Source organism: Embleya sp. NBC_00896, from assembly GCF_045207785.1.
Taxonomy (GTDB): Bacteria; Actinomycetota; Actinomycetes; order Streptomycetales; family Streptomycetaceae; genus Embleya.
On the sequence record NZ_CP108776.1, the window covers coordinates 5,718,781 to 5,737,256 of the forward strand.

Sequence of the window (18,476 nt, forward strand, 5' to 3'; positions counted from 1 at the left end):
GGCACGACCGCACTCGCACGGCACGTACTTTTTCGAGGAGGGCCCGTGGCAAGGGGCATGTCCATCCACCAGTCCATGCTTTTCGTGGGCCTGGGCGGCACCGGATGTCTGATCGGAGCCGAACTCGAGCGCCGGCTGCGCGAGGAACTGTGCGGCGCCGACGGGACCGGGCTGATGCAGCTGCTCGGTGGCCAGTTGGCCCCGTACCAGCTGCCCAACTGCGTCCAGTTCGTCTACGCCGATCTCAACGAGGCCGAGTTGCAGCGCCAGCGGCTGCGCGCGGCGCCGCCCGCGCACCGGGCCGCCGCCGACCGCAACGCGCACCTGACGACGCAGCTGGTGCCGCCGCTGAACACCTACCCCGAGGTGGCCCGCTCGCTGCGGATCAACGCCGCGGCGGAGATCAAACCGTGGCTGCCCTCGCGCGAGGGCGAGCCGCGGGTGACGCCGCTGCGGCTCGGCGCGGGCCAACTGCCCACCGTCGGGCGCGCGGCCCTGTTCGAGACCTTCCGGCACGGGCTCAGCCCCGCGATGGACCCGCTGCGCCGCGCGGTGGGCCTGATCAGCAACGGCAACGACCACCTGATGGCGCTCAGCGGCAGCCAGAACAACCGCAACACGTGCGACGTGTTCGTCGCGTTCTCGATCGCCGGCGGCACCGGATGCGGGATCTACTACGACTACCTGCACCTGATCGGCGAGGCGTTTTCCCAGGGCTACGACGGGATCAAGATCTACCCGCTCGTGCTGATGCCCTCCGCGTTCGACGAGGATCGCGGTGGCGGCCGACCGGCCGTGCTCAACGCGGGTCGCGCGCTGCTGGACCTGTTCCAGCTCGTCGACGACCAGAACGGTCAGTTCGCGCAGGAGGAACTCGACACCGGGCTCGGCGTGCCTGTCGGAAACCTGGCGGTGCGCTATCCCGGCCTGGAGCCGATCCGGCTCCAGGCCGGCACCGTGCAGACCGGCTTCCTGTTCAGCCGCACCAGCGGGATCGAACGCGAGGACCTGCACCGCTCGGTGGTGTCGCTGGTGATGTCGCTGATCGGGACCGGGCTCAACCCGGGCGGCGCGGAGCTGGACAACGCGGTCATCCAGGGCGACCTGTACCAGTCCTTCGCGGACAGCTTCATCAACGAGGGGGTCCGCCGCGAGATCCCCGCGCCCAGCGGCATCGGCGCGTGCGGGGTGTCCACCAGCCTGGTCGCGTCGATGACCGTGCCGGTGGACGAGCTGGCCGACATCGTCGCGGGCCGACTGCTCGCACAGGCCGTGCGCGACCTGACCTCGGACGCGCGGGTGGCCTCCGAGGCCAACCTCGAGCAGGTCAAGTCGTTCATGTCGGTGTCCGGACTCGGCGAACTGTGGCTGTGCGCACCGCCGCACGTCGCCGACCCCTCGCCCGCCAAGGGCGCGGCGGGCATCATGCAGGCGCTCAACGCCCGGACCCGCGCGATGGAACAGGCGCTGCAGCAGCAGGAGGCGCGGCTGCGCGCACACACCGCGCAGCTCGCCGAGGACTTCAATCACGTCCGCGGCATCCGCCAACTGCTCACCGACGGCGACCTGTTCCGGGCCGCCCGGGTGCTGTTCGGCGACCGGCGGCTGTACAGCGAGGTCGACCGGCCGGGCGTGGCGGGACTGCTCGCGCACTGCAGCACCGAGCCCACGCCGCCGCCGGGGATCACCGTCAACGCGCCGCACATCCCGGCGATCAAGGACCGCGCCGGCGGGGTGGTCAAGGCCAAGTGGGGCGACCCCGAGGTGCAGCGCGCGCTCGGCGCGCAGCAGCAGTGGTTCGAGTGGCGCTCACGGCGCAACTGGCATGCCCAGTGGGGCGGTCAGGCCGAGGTGTGGGACCGCAAGATGACCTACCTGCGGCACGTCGTGGACAGCCTCGGCCAGGCCTTCAACGACCACCGCGACCAGGAGGAGGCGAACTTCGGGCGGGCCACCCGGGAGCTGTACCGGCAGCGCTCCGGGGTGTCCTACCTGCTGCCGCCGCAGGGCAACCTGGAGTCGTTCTACCGCCAGGTCGTCCGCCGCTTCGTGGACCGCGAGCGACTGCCCGAGACGGCCGGGGCCGCGCAGGTGGTCGGCAAGCTGCTCGGCTCGGGGATCTGGCAGAAGGCGTACGAGATGGGCGAGGAGCGCGAGGGCGTGCCGGCCGCCGTCACCTACGTCAGGGACCAGATCAAGCAGCAGGTCAAGACCCTGTTCGTACAGGCCGGCGAGCTCAACGCGCAGCCGCTGCTGCCGCCGGTGCGCGATCTGCTCACCCGCGCGGCGACCCGGCGCGGCGCCGCGGTGGGCGAGGAGGACCTCGAACAGTTCGTGCAAAAGCTCGCGGGCATGCTGCCCAACGGCTTCTCGCCCGAGGGCAGCGGCGAGCTCAAGGTGCTGATCGCGCACCCCGGCACGGCCGCCGACTCCGATGTGCGGCAGTACCTCGAACGCATGCTGAACATCCCCAACGAGCCGTCCCGCAAGATCGAGTTCCGCGCGGTGGAGCAGGAGTCGATCGTCGTCGTGCTGTTCCGCAGCGCGATGAGCCTGACCGAGGTCCCCGAGGTCCGCCGGGTGCTCGCGCACTGGTCGCGCTCGCTCGACCGGCAGGACCCGGTGGACTTCCTGAAGTGGCGGCAGCGGCTCGGCTTCACCTACGACTGGCTCGCGACCACCGAGGGGCACCGGGCGTACATCCTGCACCGGCTGCTGTGCGCGATGTGGAACGGCCAGGTCGGGGTCGTGCGCGGGGAGCGGTCCTCGCCCGAGGTGATCAGCATCCGGCTGCCGGACGGGCCGACCGTGATGAAGCTGCCGCTGCGTCCGTTCGACCGGGCCTCGTCGTGGGGCAGCCTGCTGCGCGCGTACGAGGAGTGGACGCTGACCGACGACGCGTCCGTGCGGCGGGAGTTCGCCAAGCAGCTGATGCTCACCTATCCCGAGGGACTGGGCTCGCGGGTCAGGGAACCGTCGTCGCTGTACCGGCACTTCGTGCACGAGGTCGCGCCCCGCCAGATCAAGGTGCTGAAGGAGCTGCGGGATCGGCTGCCCGAGCGGAGCCGAGGGTGGGCCGAGGAACTGCTGCGGCTGTGGGAGGTCACCCTGCCGACCGCGCTCGACCTGTCGTTCCCGCACCAGGGCGGCACTCGGGACTCGCTGCGGGAGCTGGAACTCGACGACGTGTCCGGGGACATGGACGGGTTCGGGCCTCGGGGCGAGGAGGCGGGGGACTGGGAACGGGATCGGGATCGAGACCGGGATTGGGAGAGCCACCGGGATCGCGACCGAGGGCGCGACCGGGACCGGGATTCGGATCGGGACCGGGAGCAGGACCGGGATCGTGGGGAGCGCGGGTGGCCGGACTCGCGGGAGCGGCGTGACGCGCGGGATCCGGTCCGGCCGGGGTCGGAGCGGGTGGACCGGGACCGGCGGGACCCGGAGGACGTGCGCGGGCGGGACGAGTGGCGTGATCAGCGCGACGCCCGTGAGCCCCGGGGCTCCCGTGATGCGCGGGACTCTCATGAACCCCGGGACTCTCATGAACCCCGGGACTCCCGTGACGCGCGGGATCCCCGCGAACCCCGTGCCCCCCGCGACCCCCGTGACCGCCGCGATGGGCGGCCGAACCTCGACAAGCCCGATCACGACCGGCCGGCCGTGGAGCGGCGGGTGCGGCGGGAGCCGTACGACCCCTACGACCCGTACGCCCCGGACGACGCGGACGACCCGCGTGAGCCGAAGGATCCGCGCGATCCCCGCGATCCCCGGGACCGGTTCGACCCCCGCGACCCCGATCGCGCCGACCGCACCCTGCGGCTCGACGGCACCGATCGCACGCTTCGCCTCGACAATCCCGACGACTACGACGAGCCCGAGACGCCCGGGGGTGGCTGGTGACCGACACCACCGACCAGGGCGCGCCGCGCCCGCTCGTGATCGTGGTGGACCTGCGCACCGAGTACGACACCGTGATGGCGGCTCGGCAGTTCGCCGACGTGCAGACCGCGTACGCGCGAACGCGAGTGCCGGCCGGGACCCGGAACGTGGACGCCGACCGGATCCTTGTGGTCGACGCCGTCGACGATCTGGTCGCGCACCGGCAGGCGTACGAGCGGATCTTCGCCGGCATGTACAGCAAGGTCGTGTGCGTCGCGGTCGGTTCGCCCGTGGACGGCTCGATCGTGCTGCGCCGCCCCGGCCAACTCGTCGGGAGCGACGCGGCGACGCTGTGGGTCGGCGACGTGCGCGGCACCGAGTGGGCCCCGGGGCGGGCCCCCGGTGTCACCCTCACCCCGGACGACGCCGACGCGCTCGGGCCGCTGCTCGACGTGCTCACCCAGCCCGAGGTGTTCGACCAGGTGTTGGTCGGGGTCACCGAGTTGCCGCGCTCGATCGCGGCTCCCGGGATGAGCGTGTTCGTGCACCGGATCCGCGACGACGCCGTCCAGCGGGCCAGGATCCGTGCCGCGCAGAAGTTGGCCGGGGCCGACGGCGGGATGAACGAGCCGTGGCCCGAGCCGCTCGCCGCGCTCGCCGACGGCACCGGCACGGCGCTCGCCGCGACGGCCGGCGGAAGCGGCGAGTGCGTGCGCCCGGACGGGATGCTCGGCGGCATGTGGGGACACGCCAACCACGGCTTCACCCGGGCCAGGGAGCGTCTCGCGCTGTTCGCGAGCCCGCTCGCGCTGTACGGCTCGGCGGGTCGGGCCGGGCGGCCGATCGGTGACGAGATCGCCGACGCGGCCAGGGTGTTGCGGGACTATCGCGACCAGGTCCGGGAGACCGTGGGGCGCGGCGCGGGCGGCTTCGACGCGGACGGGAAGGCGTGGCGCGAGCATGTCGGCGTGGTGATCCCGGAGCCGCAGGGGCTGGCCACGGCGTCCGTCGCCGGCGCGCTGTACGAGCGCACCACCGCCGCGTTCGAACGGCCCGAGGGGCTGCGCGGGTTCGCCGAGCGGCTGCGCGAACTCGCCGAACGGATCGCGCCGGGCGCGGGTACCTCGCGTGCCGACGAGGTCGACCGGACCTGCTCGGACGGCTTCCTCGCGCGCTACACGCGGCCGGCCGACTTTCCGCTCGGGCCGGTCGACATCAAGATCGCGGGCAGCCTGCTGCTCGGGTCCTTCCTGGCCGCGCTGTGGCCCGCGTTCGGGGTGGTCGGCGCGGGGCTCGCGGTACTGCTCGCGATCCTGGGACCGACCCTGATCACGCTGCGCCGACCCGACCGCAAGGGCCGTGCCGCGCTGCCCGCCGAGGCGCTGCCGATGATCGTGGTGGCCGGCCTGATCGCGGTCGTCGGCGTGGTGGGCGGATGGCTCACCGGCCGGGCCTGGGATCCGCCCGTCGGGGTGGGTCCGCTCGCGCTCGTGCTCGGCTTGGCCGTGCTCCTGCTGCTGCCCGGCGTGGACTGGATGCTGCGGGTGCGGCACTGGGAGCACACACTCGCCCTCGGCGGGGCGCTCCAGGCCCTGGTCGCGCTGCACGCTGTGCTCGTGCGGACGATCTGGAACGACTGGGCGCTCGCCGGGCCGCGCCGTGAGGCCGTGGACCGGGCGACCGTGCTCGCCGCCCTCCTGGAGGAGACCGCGAAGACCCTGACGGAGGACGCGGCGGGGATCGAGAACCGGTTCGCCGGCGACGTGTCCGAGCCCGATCCGGTGACCGCCACGTTCGGGACCGGCGGCTACTCGACCCCGGGCCGGCCCGCGCCGCCGTCGACGCCGCCGCCGCAGGGCGCGGGCGCGAGCCTGTACGACACCGTCCTGAGCGACGTCGTGGACGGGCTGCACGCCGCGTTCGAACCACTGTGGCCGCTCCTGGAGCGCGACCCCGCGGAAGCCTCCCGGCACGGCGTGGAGTCGGAGCTGCGGCCGATCCTGCACGCGTACGCCGACCACCTCGCGCACAACGGCGTCCAGGCCGCGCCGCCGTTCGCGCGCCGGCGTCAGGACCGCCCGCACGTCGGGGACGCGGTCGGCGGCGACGCCGAGCGGATCGCCGAGCTGCTCGCACACCCCCCCGACCGGCCGATGCTCCAGCTGTGCGCGGCCGACCAGTTGATCCTGCTCGACCACGCGCCGACGAACGCGCGCAGCGTCCGATTCGCCCCGCGCGGGGTGCGCCCGGCCGTGCGCGAGGCGCTGCGCGAGCGCCGCGCGGACCACGTGATCGACCACGAACTCGTGTGGACCGGCGGCGGTCGGCTGGCCGGCGTGCTGCGCCTGATGCCGCTGCTGCCGGGCTCCGTGGACGACGCGCGGATGTGGGAGGAGAGCGCCGGCGGCGAGGCCGCGGAGCCGGACCGGTTCGGCGGTTTCGGCGGATACGAGGACGGTGGCAGGGCGTCATGAGCGAGACGGGGGAGAAGCCGGTGGAGGACACGATCCTCTACACCGACCCCGAGGGCACCCCGATCGAGCGCCGCGTCGAGTTCGGCCCGGACCGACCGGCCGCCGCGGGGCAGCCCTTCCGGGTCCGCGACGTGCGCGACCGCGAGGACGGCACCACGTTCGTACAAAAGCGTCTGGGCACGCTCGACGGGCGCCGCCGGGTCGGCGCCGAGGCGAGCCTGGAGACCGAGATCCGGGTGCTGCTCCGGCTGGTCCGCACCTTCGGCCCGGACGGCTATCCGCCGGAGCTGGCGCGCGTCGTGGGCCACGACTTCGACGGCGACGAGCCGTTCCTGCTGCTCGAATCCGCGCCCTGCCCGCCCGCCGAGGACGTCGTGGGCAAGCTCGTGACCGAGGAACAGGAGGACTTCCGGCGGGCCATCTTCCGCGCCACCCGCTACCTGGAGGTGGCCGGCGTCGTGCACGGCGACCTCACCCCGACCAGCGTGTGCTGGCAGCGCGAGCAACGCCGGATGTACATCACCGACTTCGGGCACGCCGCGCTCGCCGGCGAACCCAGGAGCAGCCTGGGTGCCGCCCAGTGGGCCGCGCCGGGGCCGCTGAGGGGGCCGGGGGCCGCCGACCCGCGCGACGACGTGTGGTCGGCCGCGCAGGTCGCCTACCACGTCTCCACCGGCCGCGCCGTTCGCCAGGGCCGGGTTCCGGTCGGCGTGGAGACCCAGGGCGTGCTGCTCGACCTGCTCCAGGGCGTGTTCGAGGCGGACGCGCGGCGCCGGCCCGGACCCGCCGAGATGTTGCGCCGACTCGGCGAACCGGACCCGTGGGTGGGCGGCCGAGCCCAGTACGACCCGCTCGCCGACGGCCGCCGCCGCTACGAACTCGTGCTCGCCCAGAAGCGGCAGCGGATGCCGCTCGCGGCCCAACCGCTGCCGCCGCCCGCCGCGCCGCTCGACCCGCCGCGCGCGACCCCGGCCCCGCCCCCGGACCTGCCGCCACGCGGGCCGGTCGAGGCCCCGGATCGTCGGCGCCGGCTCTGGGGAAGGAGCCAATCGAGTTGAACGCGACGGCAGGGAAGGCCGGCTGATGCTGCATCAGATCGTGTATCGCTGGGACCCCGACGGCTTGCTCGGACGCCGCGGCGTCGTGCCGGTCGCGACATCGCTGGGCCGGGACGAGCTCTTCGGCTGGCACACGCGCACCCGGTTGTCCGAAGCCGTCACGATGGACCACGGCGACCCCGCCTGCCCGGGCTCCAGCGTGTGCCTGCTCGACACCCCGTTGGGCGTCGCGCTGATCCGCCGCGAGGTCACCGCGGACGCGCGCCGGCCGTGGCTCAACAACTCCGCGCACGTCCTGGTCGGCCCGCGCGACAGCGTCGCGCCGTTCGACGCGATCGCCTGGGGCGCGCTCGGCCGACGCGCGCCCGGGGCCGTGCGGCTGGACCGGGTCGAGCCCGGCTACGGCCTCAAGCCGCTCGCCGACGAGCGCCTCGCCGAGGCGTTCGAACTCGCCGCCAACGACCTGCACGACCGGGCCCACCGGCTCGGCGACCCGCTGGAGGTGCTCACCGCCGCCGTGCTGCGCCACCCGAGCGCGCGGATGTCGATCCTGCCGATGACGGCCGAGGACGGCACGGCCCTGCTGTGGGGCCTGCAACATCTGCTCAGCGCGCTGCTCCCGGGGCCGTGGACGTTCTCCACGTTCGAGATCGACGACGAGGACGGCGACCCGAAGTCGGCCCCGTGCTTCGTCGTCCTGCCGCGCCGGCCGACCACCGGGCCCGGGGGGCGGGTGCGGGTGGACGTGACCGGGCGCGGCGAGCCGTACGACGCGCATCGCGAGCTGGCCCGGCGGCTGGTGAAGCACTACGTGAGCGGCGGCTGGGCCGGCTATCACCAACTGCTCAACGTGCCCATCGAGTTGCACACGCTGCCCGAGCCCACGCGCGTGGACGCGATGCGGGATCGGCTGGACGCGCTCGGCACGAACCAGGCCGGGGGCCGGACCAGGCCGAAGCCGACCCGTGAGCCGGCCGCCGAGCCCACCCAGCCGCTCCCGCCACGCGAACCGTCACCCGCCCACGGGGCAACGCCGGAACCCGCCCACGAAGCACCGTCCGAGCCGATCCACGTGGTGGGCAAGCCGCGTCCGGCCCCCGGCACGGGCGGGGCGCCGCGGAAGGTCCCGGCCCAATCGACCCCGACTCCGACTCCGGGGCCCGGCCCCGCCGACCCGAATCGACCCGAGGTGCGCTGCCCCTACTGCCTGGACCTTGTGCGCTGGAACGCGAACGAACTCTACGAACGCGACGCCCGCCTGCGCTTCGAACACGTCGACCTGGGCCGGATCACCGACCCGGTCAAGCTCCACGACCGGCGGCGCGGCACGTTCATGCGCTGTCCGAACCCCACCGGCGACGAGCAGCGCGAACACTACCTGCCGACGAACTACATGATCCACGAGCCACCCCTGGTGATCGGCCTGATCGGCGACGGCCTGTCCGGCAAGACGCACCTGCTCGCCGCGATGATCGCCGAGATCGACGCCGGCGGCCTGCGCGCGTACGGGGTGACCCACTCGCCGGTGGACCCCGACCAGCACCAGGACTACCGGCGCAACCGGGTCGATCCGCTCCAGCAGGGCCAGATGCTCGCGACCACGGTCAACAACCAGGGCAACCTGGTCCAGTTCGCGGACGCGCTGCTGCTGCGGGCGGGCGGGCGGACCCGGCCGATCGCGTTCTTCGACGTCAGTGGCGAGGACCTGGCCAGGGGCGGGCGCGAGATGCAGTTCCTGGCCGCCGCGGACGCGTTCGTGTTCGTGGTGGACCCGGTCGTCGCGGTCGACCTGCCCGAGCTGCGCCGGCTGACCGAGGACGGCGACGAGGCGTCGGGGGCGCGGCGCGGCGACCGGACGTTCTCCGCCGTGATGGACCGGCTGCCGCGTGCGGGCGAGCTGCTCGAGCAGCCGGTCGCGGTCGCGGTCACCAAGGCCGACCTGATCCGGTTCGAGCCGCCGGTGGACGCGTGGCTGGGCTCGCGGCCGCAGGTGGCCGGCGTGGTGGACCCCGCGCGTGTGGACGCGGAGAGTCGGGACGTGTACTCGTTCCTGCACGCCCACGACGCGGCCGCGTGGCTCGGCCCGTTCGAGGAGTTCCGGCGCTGCACGATGCACTTCGTGTCGGCCACCGGCGCGCGCGATCGCGACGGCCGGTTCCCCGGCGGGATCCGGCCGCGACGGGTTCTCGAACCCATCGTGTCGATCCTCGCGATGTGCGACATGCTCGATCAGGCCGGCATCGAGCGGGTGGGGGTGTGACATGGCGTCGGACACCGGGGTGGATCGGCCGCTCGACCAGGTCGTGTACCGCTGGAGCTACAGCAGCCTGCTCGGCCGCAAGGGTATGGGCCCGGTCGCGACGTCCCTGACGTACGAGGAACTTCGGGACTGGCACGGCGAGTTGGACAACCACGTCTCGATGGACCGGTCGCTGCCCGAGACGCCGGCCTGGAGCATGTGCCGGGTGCGGTTGGAGGAGCGGTACGCGCTGATTCTGCGCGAGGCCGCGATACACGGCACCAACCGGCCCGGCAACAACGCGCACATCCTGCTCGACCCGGCGCGGACCGTCGAGTGGCACAGGATGCTCGCGACGGCGTGGCTGCACGGCCGGCGCGGGGGCGGACTGACCGGGTCGGAGGTGCCGCTCGCCGACGTGGCCGACGGGGCGCCGATGCGCGCCGCGCCGCTCCGCCGGGACGCGCTGGACGGGCACGTGTACGAAGAGATCCGCAGAACGGCGCGGGACAAGGCGGAGCTCCTGGAGGTCGTGCTCGCGGCCGTGCTGCGCGACCCCACCAAGGCGTTCACGCTGCACGTGGACGACGTCGGCGCCGACATCGTGCCGCTGCTGTGGGGCGTGTTCGAACTCGCCCAGCGGATCGCACCGGGCACCTGGACGTTCTCGACCTACGAGACCAGCGACGCATCGGTGAAGCCGCGCTTCGTGCTGGTGCCGCGCTGGCCCCACACGCCGGAACCGGCGAACCGGCTCCGGATCGACCCGGCGAGCGAACCGCAGCCCGGCCTGGACCAGTTCCGCAACGCGGCCGGCGTCCTGGTGCAACTGTTCTGCACCCTTCCGTGGCCGGAGGTGGACGCCAAGCTCGTGAAGGTCGCCGCGGCGGCGCGGGCGATGAACGCGTCGAACCGCGAGCGGGCGGTCCTGGTGCTCGAACTGGATCCGGACGCGACCGGGTTCGTTCAGGCTTTCGTGCCGCCGCTGCCGGTCGACGACCCGCCTCGGGGGTACCCGGCGCGGCCGGAACAGGGGCACGGGCGCGGGGACGGGCGCGGGGACGGGGCGTGGTTGGGATCGGGGCTGGAGCCGGGGCGGGGGGCGGGGGCGGAGTCGGGGGAGTCGGACGAGGGGGAGGCGTCCGGTTATTCCGATACCTGGTCCCGTCGGGACGAATCCGAAGAGTCGGGTGAATCCGACGAGTTCGGTGAGGTCGGCGAATTCGACGCGTCCGATGGGTTCGGCGAATCGGGTCGGTCGAGTCGGTCGAGTCGGTCGGGTCGGTCGGGTCGGTCGGGTCGGTCGAGTCGGTCGGGCGTCTTCGACGAGCGGGACGGGCGCGAGGACTGGGGCCGGCGGGACGAGCGGGACGAGCGGGATGTACGCGATGGGCGCGGCGAGTCGGACCGGCGGGATTCGGTCGGGTGGGCGCCTCGCCGTGAGCGGGACGAGTGCTATGAGCCGGATGACCGGGCCGCGCTGGGAGACCGGGCCGATCGGGTCGACTCGGGTGACCGGAGCGAACCGTTCTTCCGGGTGGGCGGGGGCGTGTCGATGGGCGACGCGGATCGGCCGGCCCGGCCCGTGCCACCGCGGCCGGAGCAACTCGCGCCCGCCCGGCCCGGGGTCGCCGCGGCCGGGAGCCGGCCGGCGCTGCCCTCGACCGGGGCCGACGGGCGGCCCTGCGCGGGGCGCCCGACTGGCCCGCGTGGGAGCGGCTGGAGGCGACCCGGGCCGGCTACGAAACGCTGGGGACGGCCGCGGCGGCGCTGGCCAGGGCCGGCGGGAGCGAGTCGCGCGAGTTCCGCGCCGCGCTCGAACAGGCGGACACCGCCTCGCTCACGGTGGCCCTGCTGCTGGCCGAGCCGCCGTTCCTGACCCACGTCGTGTACCGCCTCGACGAACTCGTCGGCCGGGCGTACGAGCAGAAGCGGCGCCCCGAACGGCACACCAGGGCCGCCTACGTGGCCGTGTTGACCCGGCTGCACGAGGACATCCGAACCCTGGACGAATGCGGGATACCGCGTGCCCTGCTGGGGCGGCTGATCTACCGGCTGACCCGGCTCACCATCGACCGAGTTCGGGATCACTCGAAGTTCGGCGCCAGGGTGGCGGGCACGGTCTGGGGTCTCAATACGTCATACCGGTTGTACGCCGAATACCAGCGGGCCTTCGTATGGGCGCTCTGGGGCACCGGCTACCAGGAACCGTTCCTGGCCGAGTACGGCCGGCTGGCCGTGGACCACCTCGACCTCACGCCCCAAGGGACGGATCGGGAGCAATGACGCTACGGACGGCGCAGCCGGGAGGGAACGACATGGTGGTCGATGCCGGCACGACCGGGTTTCGGCAGATCGTCTACCGGCGCCAGGACGACAGTCTGCTCGGCGGGCGCGGCCTGGGACCGATCGCGACCTCCGTGACCCGGGACGAACTGCTGCGCTGGCACGACGAGGTGCGCGAGCACGTGGCGATCGACGCGGACGACCGCGGCGCGCCGGTGACCAGCGTCGCGCTCGTGCACACCGGCCGCGGCGCCGCGGTGATCCGGCGCGAGTACGTGGTCGACGGCAACAACGCGCGCGTCCTGCTCGATCCCGGGCGCGACCTCGGCCCGCACGCGGCCCTGGTGCTGACCCAGGACGCGGTGTGGGCGGGGGAGCCGGCCCTGGAGGACATCCCGCGCGGCTACGGCCTGGCGCCGCTCGCCCCGGACTTCGTCGCCCACGCGCTGGACGGGCACGCCGAACGGCTGCGCGGGCGGGCCCGCGACCAGGCGTACCTGCTCGAGGTCGCGGTCGCGGCCGTGCTGCGGCACCCGGGCCGGTTCTTCTCGTTCCGGCAGGCGGACGTCGGGATCGATCCGGTGCCGATGTTGTGGGGCCTGTCCGACCTGTTGCTGTGGCTGGTGCCGGTCTCGTTCACGTTCTCCACGTTCGAGACGCTCGACCACTCCGGCAAACCGAGGTTCGTCGTGCTGCCGCGTCGGCCGCGCGAGGCACAGCCGTGGGCGGGCCGCTACCGGCTGGCGGTGCCGGAGGAGCCCAAGGCCGGCTCGGACGTGCACGGGCACGCGGCGGCGCTGCTGGTCAGCCGGTACACGGATACCGACTGGCCGGGCATCCACCGGCTCCTGGAGGGCATGCGCGACCTGCGCCGGTTCCCGCACGAGCGGGCCGAGGAGCGGTCGCGGGAGATCTGCGCGCGGCTGGGCAAGCCGACGTCCGCGTCGCGGGTACCGGTTGCGAAGGTCGTCGAGCGCGAGCCGGAGCGCGCCCGCGAGCCGGAGCGCACCCGCGAGCCGGAGCGCGCCCGCGAGCCCGAGCCGGAGCTGGTCGCGGCGGTGGCGCCGGTGCGGGTGGAGCGGGAGCCGCGCGTGGTCACGGTGTCGGCGGCCGAGGAGGAGCCGGCGTTCCCGTACACGGCGGAATCGGCGCGGCCGAAGCCGGAACCGCGGCCCGAGCCGCGGCCCGAGCCCGAGGACGTGACGTGGTACGCCGACGACGGCGCGGTGTTCGAGGAGATCGAGGACGCGTTCGCCGGGCCGTGGCCGGGCTTCGAGGAGGAGCGCGGCGAGTTGCCGATACCGGCACTGCCGCTTCCGGACGAGCCGGAGGACGACGACCTCGACGCCGACTTCGACGCGTCGGCGCCGGAGAGTCCGCCGACCCCGGGCGCGCTGCCCACGAGTGCCGGGAACGCGCCGTGGAGCATGTGGGCGGGCTACGGGATCCCGGACACCGAGGTCGACAAGATCCGGCGGGCCGTCAAACGCCTCCCGGAGAAGCCGACCCTGCGCGAACGCGCGTTGGGTGGCGGGGCGGCGAAGACCGCGGTGGCCGGCATCGACAACATCGTCACGCTCGCGGTCGCGTTGCGGTTGGCCGACCTGCGGGTGCTTCCGGTCCTCGCGGACCGGTTGACCACGCGGCTGGAGCAGCGGCGCCGTCAGCTCGCCCCGGAGGCATGGAACCCGGACGACCTGGTCGCGATGCGCGAAACGCTTCTGGACGCCGAGCAGTTCGGCGATCGCCTCGAGGCATCCGGCGCGGGCGAGAAGCGCACCCGCAAACTCCTCGAACAACTCCTCGTTGTCGTTCTGGCGCCCAAGACCGACACCAAGGGCGTCCTCCGCCAAATCGCGATCTGCGTTCTCTCCGACCGCCGAGACCGTTCCCCGAACCCCCTGATCGAGGAGATCCTCCTCAACTCCCAATGGTCCGAAGACTTCCGCACCGAACTCGGCCGCCGCTGGTCCGAACAAAACCCCCCACGCTGAGCGCCGTGCGGCACCTGGGTTGGCCTCAAGCGCATAGCGCCGTGCGGCACCTGGGTTGGCCTCAAACGCATAGCGCCGTGCGGCACCTGGGTTGGCCTCAAACGCATAGCGCCGTGCGGCACCTGGGTTGGCCTCAAACGCATAGCGCCGTGCGGCACCTGGGTTGGCCTCAAACGCCGGCCGGGCTGATCGACCCGGCCTTCGGCCGAGGTGGCCTCAAGCGCCGGCCGGGCTGATTCGGCCTCAAGCCTATTCACAGCCCGTCCGGCGTTTGAGGACAGCGGGCCGCAGGCCGGTCCGGGAGGAGGCGGGGCTTTCAAGCCGGTTCGGCGATTGAGGACGCCCGAGCCCGGCCGGCGATTGAGGCCGCCCCGTCAGCGTTGGACCGTCCAGCCGCCGGTTCGCAGGGCCACCGTGAGGGCCTCGGCGCGCGTCGGATCCACCTGCAATTCGACCAACCCGGCCGGGCGGCCCTGAGCATGGTCGATGCGGATGTCCTCGATGTTGACCTCCGCCCGCCCCACGTCCGCGAACAAGCGCGCCAACTCCCCCGGCTTGTCCCCCACGACCACCGGCACCGCCTCATACCGCGCCGCCGGCTGCCCATGCTTGCCCGGAATCCGCGCGTGCCCGGCATTGCCACGCCGCAGCACCCCCTCGATCCCACGCGCGCCCACGTCCCGCTTGGCCTCGTCGTCCGCGGCCAGCGACCGCAGCGAGCCGACGACCGTGTCCAGGTCCGCCGCGAGGCCGGCGAGCACGTCCGCGACCGCGTTCGCGTTGGCGCCGAGGATGTCGATCCACAGCTGCGGGTCCGACCCCGCGATCCGGGTCACGTCCCGCACGCCCTGGCCCGCGAGCCGGGTGTCGGTGTCCCGCGCGTACTCCAGCCGCGCGGCCATCAGCGCCGACACCAGGTGCGGCGCGTGCGACACCAGCGCCACCGCGTGATCGTGGTCGCGCGGCGCCATCACCACCGGCACCGCGCGGCACAGCGACACCATCTCCAGGGCCCGGTTCAGCGTCTCGGTGTCGGTGTTGCGCGACGGCGTGAGCACCCACGGCCGACCCTCGAACAGGTCGGCCCGCCCCGCGAGCGGCCCGGAGCGCTCGCGCCCGGCGAGCGGATGGCCGCCGATGTACCGCGAGACGTCGCACCCGAGCGCCTCGATCTCGTGCAGCGGCTGCTCCTTGACGCTCGCGACGTCGGTGTAGCTCAGTGCGAGGTTCTCCGCCTGCACCACCTTGAGCGTCTCGCCGATCCGACCCGGCGGGACCGCGAGCACCGCCAACTCCACCGGCTCCGGCGGCACCGCGTCGAGCCCGGCGCCCATGGCCGCGGCCGTCTGTACCGCGGTGCTGTCGTGGTCCCGGAGATACACCGTGACCCCACGCGAGGTCAGCGCGAGCGCGACGGATGTACCGATCAGTCCGGTGCCGACCACGGCGGCGGTACGCATGACGGGAACTCCAGGGGGCGGGTGACGGGATAATGGGGTAACCGATGAAGGCTATCCGTGACGGTACCCTCGGGCGGTGTCCTATCGCCTTTCGGTATCCGCCCCGCCGCCGCCCGGCTCGGCGATACCTTCGGCAACACCCATGCCGGCAACACCCGTGCCGGCAACAATCGAAAGGTCCGCGACCGTGGAAGCCCGTACGCCGCTCGCGACAGCCGTGGTCGCCATCGACGGCCCGTCAGGGTCCGGCAAGTCCAGCGTCTCCCGTGCGGTCGCCGCCCGGCTCGGACTGCGTTACCTCGACACGGGCGCGATGTACCGGGCGATGACCTGGTGGATGCTGGCCAACGGCGTCGACGTGCACGACCCGGTCGCCGTGGCCGCCGCCGCCGACAAGCCGCAGATCCTCTCCGGGACCGCCCCCGAAGCGCCCACCATCACGGTGGACGGCCAGGACGCGGCCGGCCCGATCCGCACCGACGCGGTGACCAAGGCGGTCAGCCCGGTCAGCGCCGTCCCCGAGGTGCGCACGCGCCTGGTCGACCTCCAGCGCGCGGTGATCGGCGAGGGCGGGATCGTCGTCGAGGGCCGCGACATCGCGAGCGTGGTCGCGCCCGACGCGCCGCTCAAGGTGTACCTGACCGCGTCCGAGGCGGCCCGCGCGGCCCGCCGCAACGCCGAGCTGGCCGGCGCCCAGGCCATGAGCGTCGAGGACACCCGCGCCGACCTCGCGCGCCGCGACGCGCTCGACTCGGGCCGGGCGGTCGCGCCCGCCGGGATGGCCCCGGGCGCGATCCTGGTGGACACCACCGAGCTGAACCGCGAGCAGGTCGTCGACCACCTGCTGGCCCTGGTCGCGGAACACGTGCGGTGACGGCGGCCGTCGGGACCACCTCGAAGCCCCCGCTGGCCGGGGCCGCGCACTTCATCGGCGAACCGCTGCTCCGCAGCTTCTGGCGGATCCGCGCGCTCGGCTCGTGGCACGTGCCGATGGCCGGCTCGGTGATCCTGGCCGGCAACCACGCCAACTTCGTCGACGGGCCGATGCTGTTCGCCTTCGCGCCGCGGCCCACCCAGGTGCTGGTCAAGCGCGAGATGTTCGCCGGCGCGCTCGGTCCGATACTGCGCGGGATCGGCCACATCCCGGTCCAGCGCGGGGTCGCCGACCGCAAGATGATCACCGATTCGCTCGCCGTTCTGGCAGGCGGCGGCGCGCTCGGGGTGTTCCCGGAGGGCACGCGGGGACAGGCCGACTTCTCGGCAGTGCACAATGGACTTGCATATCTGGCATTGCGCTCCGGGGCACCCATCGTCCCCGTGGCCTGCCTCGGCACCGGTGCGCGGGGATCCTCGATCGGTGCATTGCCGGGTCTGCGCTCCCGGATCGACGTGGTCTACGGCAAGCCGTTCCAGGCGGTCGAGAACGCCGACCGCCGGGCCACCCGCAAGGCCGTCCAGGCCGCGTCGGACCGCATCGTCGAACGGCTCACCGCGCACCTGCGCGAGGCCGAGCGGATGACCGGCCGCGCCGGCTGACCGATTTTTGACCCGTACAGCTACCCGAACGAGGAACACCCCCATGGAGCAGCACGCCGACGCCACCACCGAGGGCGCCTTCGACCCGGAGGCGTGGGAGGCGGGCTACGACCCCGAAGAGTGGGTGGACCTCGACGGGGACGCCCCCAACCGCTCCGACGGCGACGGGGAGTCCGGCGGCCCGCTGCCGGTCCTGGCCGTCGTGGGGCGGCCCAACGTGGGCAAGTCCACGCTGGTCAACCGCATCATCGGGCGCCGCGAGGCGGTCGTGGAGGACACCCCCGGGGTGACCCGCGACCGCGTGCACTACGAGGCCAACTGGAACGGCCGACGGTTCACCGTCGTCGACACCGGCGGCTGGGAGCGCGACGTCGTCGGGATCGACCTGTCGGTCGCGGTCCAGGCGGAGTACGCGATCGAACAGGCCGACGCGGTCATGTTCGTGGTCGACGCGATCGTCGGCCCGACGGACAGCGACGAGGCCGTGGTCCGGGTGCTGCGCAAGGCCGGCAAGCCGGTCGTGCTCGCCGCCAACAAGGTCGACAACATGGCCCAGGAGGCCGACGCGGCCGCGCTGTGGTCGCTCGGCCTGGGCCAGCCCTGGCCGGTCTCGGCCGTGCACGGCCGCGGCAGCGGCGACCTGCTCGACGCCGCGCTGGCGATTCTCCCCGAGGCCCCCGCGCAGCGCTTCGGCCTGCAGGAGGGCGGCCCGCGCCGGGTCGCGCTGCTCGGCCGCCCGAACGTGGGCAAGTCCAGCATGCTGAACAAGGTCGCCAACGAGGACCGCGTCGTCGTCGACAAGGTCGCCGGCACCACGCGCGACCCGGTCGACGAGCTGATCCAGCTCGGCGGCAAGACCTGGAAGTTCATCGACACCGCGGGCATCCGCCGCCGTGTGCACCTGACCCAGGGCGCCGACTTCTACGCGTCGCTGCGCACCACCTCGGCGCTGGAGAAGGCCGAGGTCGGGGTCATCCTGATCGACGCCAGTGAGCGGCTCACCGAGCAGGACACGCGGATCATCACGCTCGCGGTCGAGGCCGGCCGCGCGATCGTGATCGCGTACAACAAGTGGGACCTCATGGACGAGGAGCGCCGCTACTACCTCGAACGCGAGATCGAGCAGGACCTCGTGCAGGTCACCTGGGCACCGCGGGTGAACGTCTCGGCGCTCACCGGCCGGCACATGGAGAAGCTCGTCCCGGCGATCGAGACCGCGCTGGCGAGCTGGGAGAAGCGGATCCCCACGGGTCAGCTGAACGCGTTCCTGGGTCAGCTGGTGGCCGCCCACCCGCACCCGGTCCGCGGTGGCAAGCAGCCGCGCATCATGTTCGCGACCCAGGCCGGCACCAAGCCGCCGCGCTTCGTGCTGTTCACCAGCGGCTTCCTGGAGGCCGGCTACCGCCGCTTCATCGAGCGCCGGCTGCGCGAGGAGTTCGGCTTCCCGGGCACGCCGATCGAGATCCGGATGAAGGTCAGGGAGAAGCGCGGCCGCAACAAGCCGACCCGCTGACCCGACCGCACCACGCACGACCGCACCACGACGA

General features: G+C 73.3%; 11 protein-coding genes. 10 read left to right on the forward strand and 1 reads right to left on the reverse strand.

Going from position 1 to position 18,476, the window contains the following annotated elements; translation table 11 throughout:
* Positions 1–45 precede the first annotated feature (45 nt).
* From OG928_RS25955 to OG928_RS25985, 7 genes are read left to right on the forward strand one after another with little or no spacing between them, the layout of a single operon-like run.
* A complete protein-coding gene (locus tag OG928_RS25955) occupies positions 46–3,903 on the forward strand; it encodes a tubulin-like doman-containing protein (protein WP_406287899.1) in 3,858 nt (1,285 codons plus the stop codon).
* Positions 3,900–6,356, forward strand: a complete 2,457-nt coding sequence (locus tag OG928_RS25960; RefSeq protein WP_406287901.1) for a hypothetical protein — start codon at positions 3,900–3,902, stop codon at positions 6,354–6,356. Before OG928_RS25955 ends, OG928_RS25960 begins: the two co-directional genes overlap by 4 nt.
* Positions 6,353–7,414: a protein kinase domain-containing protein gene (locus OG928_RS25965; protein WP_406287903.1), complete on the forward strand. Its 1,062-nt coding sequence runs from the start codon at positions 6,353–6,355 to the stop codon at positions 7,412–7,414. Before OG928_RS25960 ends, OG928_RS25965 begins: the two co-directional genes overlap by 4 nt.
* Positions 7,415–7,439: 25 nt before the next feature.
* The gene (locus OG928_RS25970) at positions 7,440–9,674 is read left to right on the forward strand and encodes a hypothetical protein (protein ID WP_406287905.1); all 2,235 of its coding nucleotides are present in this window, start codon (positions 7,440–7,442) and stop codon (positions 9,672–9,674) included.
* Position 9,675: 1 nt separating this feature from the next.
* The gene (locus OG928_RS25975) at positions 9,676–11,532 is read left to right on the forward strand and encodes a hypothetical protein (protein ID WP_406287907.1); all 1,857 of its coding nucleotides are present in this window, start codon (positions 9,676–9,678) and stop codon (positions 11,530–11,532) included.
* Positions 11,499–11,939 (forward strand): hypothetical protein, encoded by a 441-nt coding sequence (locus tag OG928_RS25980; RefSeq protein ID WP_406287909.1) that lies wholly within the window; start codon positions 11,499–11,501, stop codon positions 11,937–11,939. Before OG928_RS25975 ends, OG928_RS25980 begins: the two co-directional genes overlap by 34 nt.
* Entirely contained in the window at positions 11,936–13,933 is a 1,998-nt protein-coding gene (locus OG928_RS25985; protein WP_406287911.1) for a hypothetical protein, read from the forward strand. The genes OG928_RS25980 and OG928_RS25985 overlap by 4 nt, the downstream gene beginning before the upstream one ends.
* Positions 13,934–14,307: 374 nt before the next feature.
* Here OG928_RS25985 and OG928_RS25990 read toward each other — a convergent pair whose 3' ends face one another.
* Positions 14,308–15,393: a prephenate dehydrogenase gene (locus OG928_RS25990; RefSeq protein WP_406287912.1), complete on the reverse strand. Its 1,086-nt coding sequence runs from the start codon at positions 15,391–15,393 to the stop codon at positions 14,308–14,310.
* Positions 15,394–15,580: 187 nt separating this feature from the next.
* On the opposite strand from OG928_RS25990, the gene cmk reads away from it, so the two are divergent.
* The 3 genes from cmk to der are packed head-to-tail and all read left to right on the forward strand — an operon-like array spanning position 15,581 to position 18,442.
* Positions 15,581–16,267, forward strand: coding sequence for a (d)CMP kinase (cmk, locus tag OG928_RS25995; RefSeq protein WP_406287914.1), 687 nt, complete (start codon positions 15,581–15,583; stop codon positions 16,265–16,267).
* Entirely contained in the window at positions 16,264–16,929 is a 666-nt protein-coding gene (locus tag OG928_RS26000; RefSeq protein ID WP_406287916.1) for a lysophospholipid acyltransferase family protein, read from the forward strand. Before cmk ends, OG928_RS26000 begins: the two co-directional genes overlap by 4 nt.
* A gap of 43 nt (positions 16,930–16,972) precedes the next feature.
* Positions 16,973–18,442 carry a ribosome biogenesis GTPase Der gene (gene der, locus OG928_RS26005; RefSeq protein ID WP_406287918.1) on the forward strand — a complete coding sequence of 490 codons (1,470 nt, stop codon included), beginning with the start codon at positions 16,973–16,975 and terminating at the stop codon, positions 18,440–18,442.
* Positions 18,443–18,476: the final 34 nt, after the last annotated feature.

Coding starts and splice junctions, on each gene's coding strand:
- OG928_RS25975 (WP_406287907.1), top strand. CDS start 9,676: ATGGCGTCGGACACCGGGGTGGATCGGCCGCTCGACCAGGTCGTGTAC.
- OG928_RS25970 (WP_406287905.1), top strand. CDS start 7,440: ATGCTGCATCAGATCGTGTATCGCTGGGACCCCGACGGCTTGCTCGGA.
- OG928_RS25990 (WP_406287912.1), bottom strand. CDS start 15,393: ATGCGTACCGCCGCCGTGGTCGGCACCGGACTGATCGGTACATCCGTC.
- OG928_RS25965 (WP_406287903.1), top strand. CDS start 6,353: ATGAGCGAGACGGGGGAGAAGCCGGTGGAGGACACGATCCTCTACACC.
- OG928_RS25985 (WP_406287911.1), top strand. CDS start 11,936: ATGACGCTACGGACGGCGCAGCCGGGAGGGAACGACATGGTGGTCGAT.
- der (WP_406287918.1), top strand. CDS start 16,973: ATGGAGCAGCACGCCGACGCCACCACCGAGGGCGCCTTCGACCCGGAG.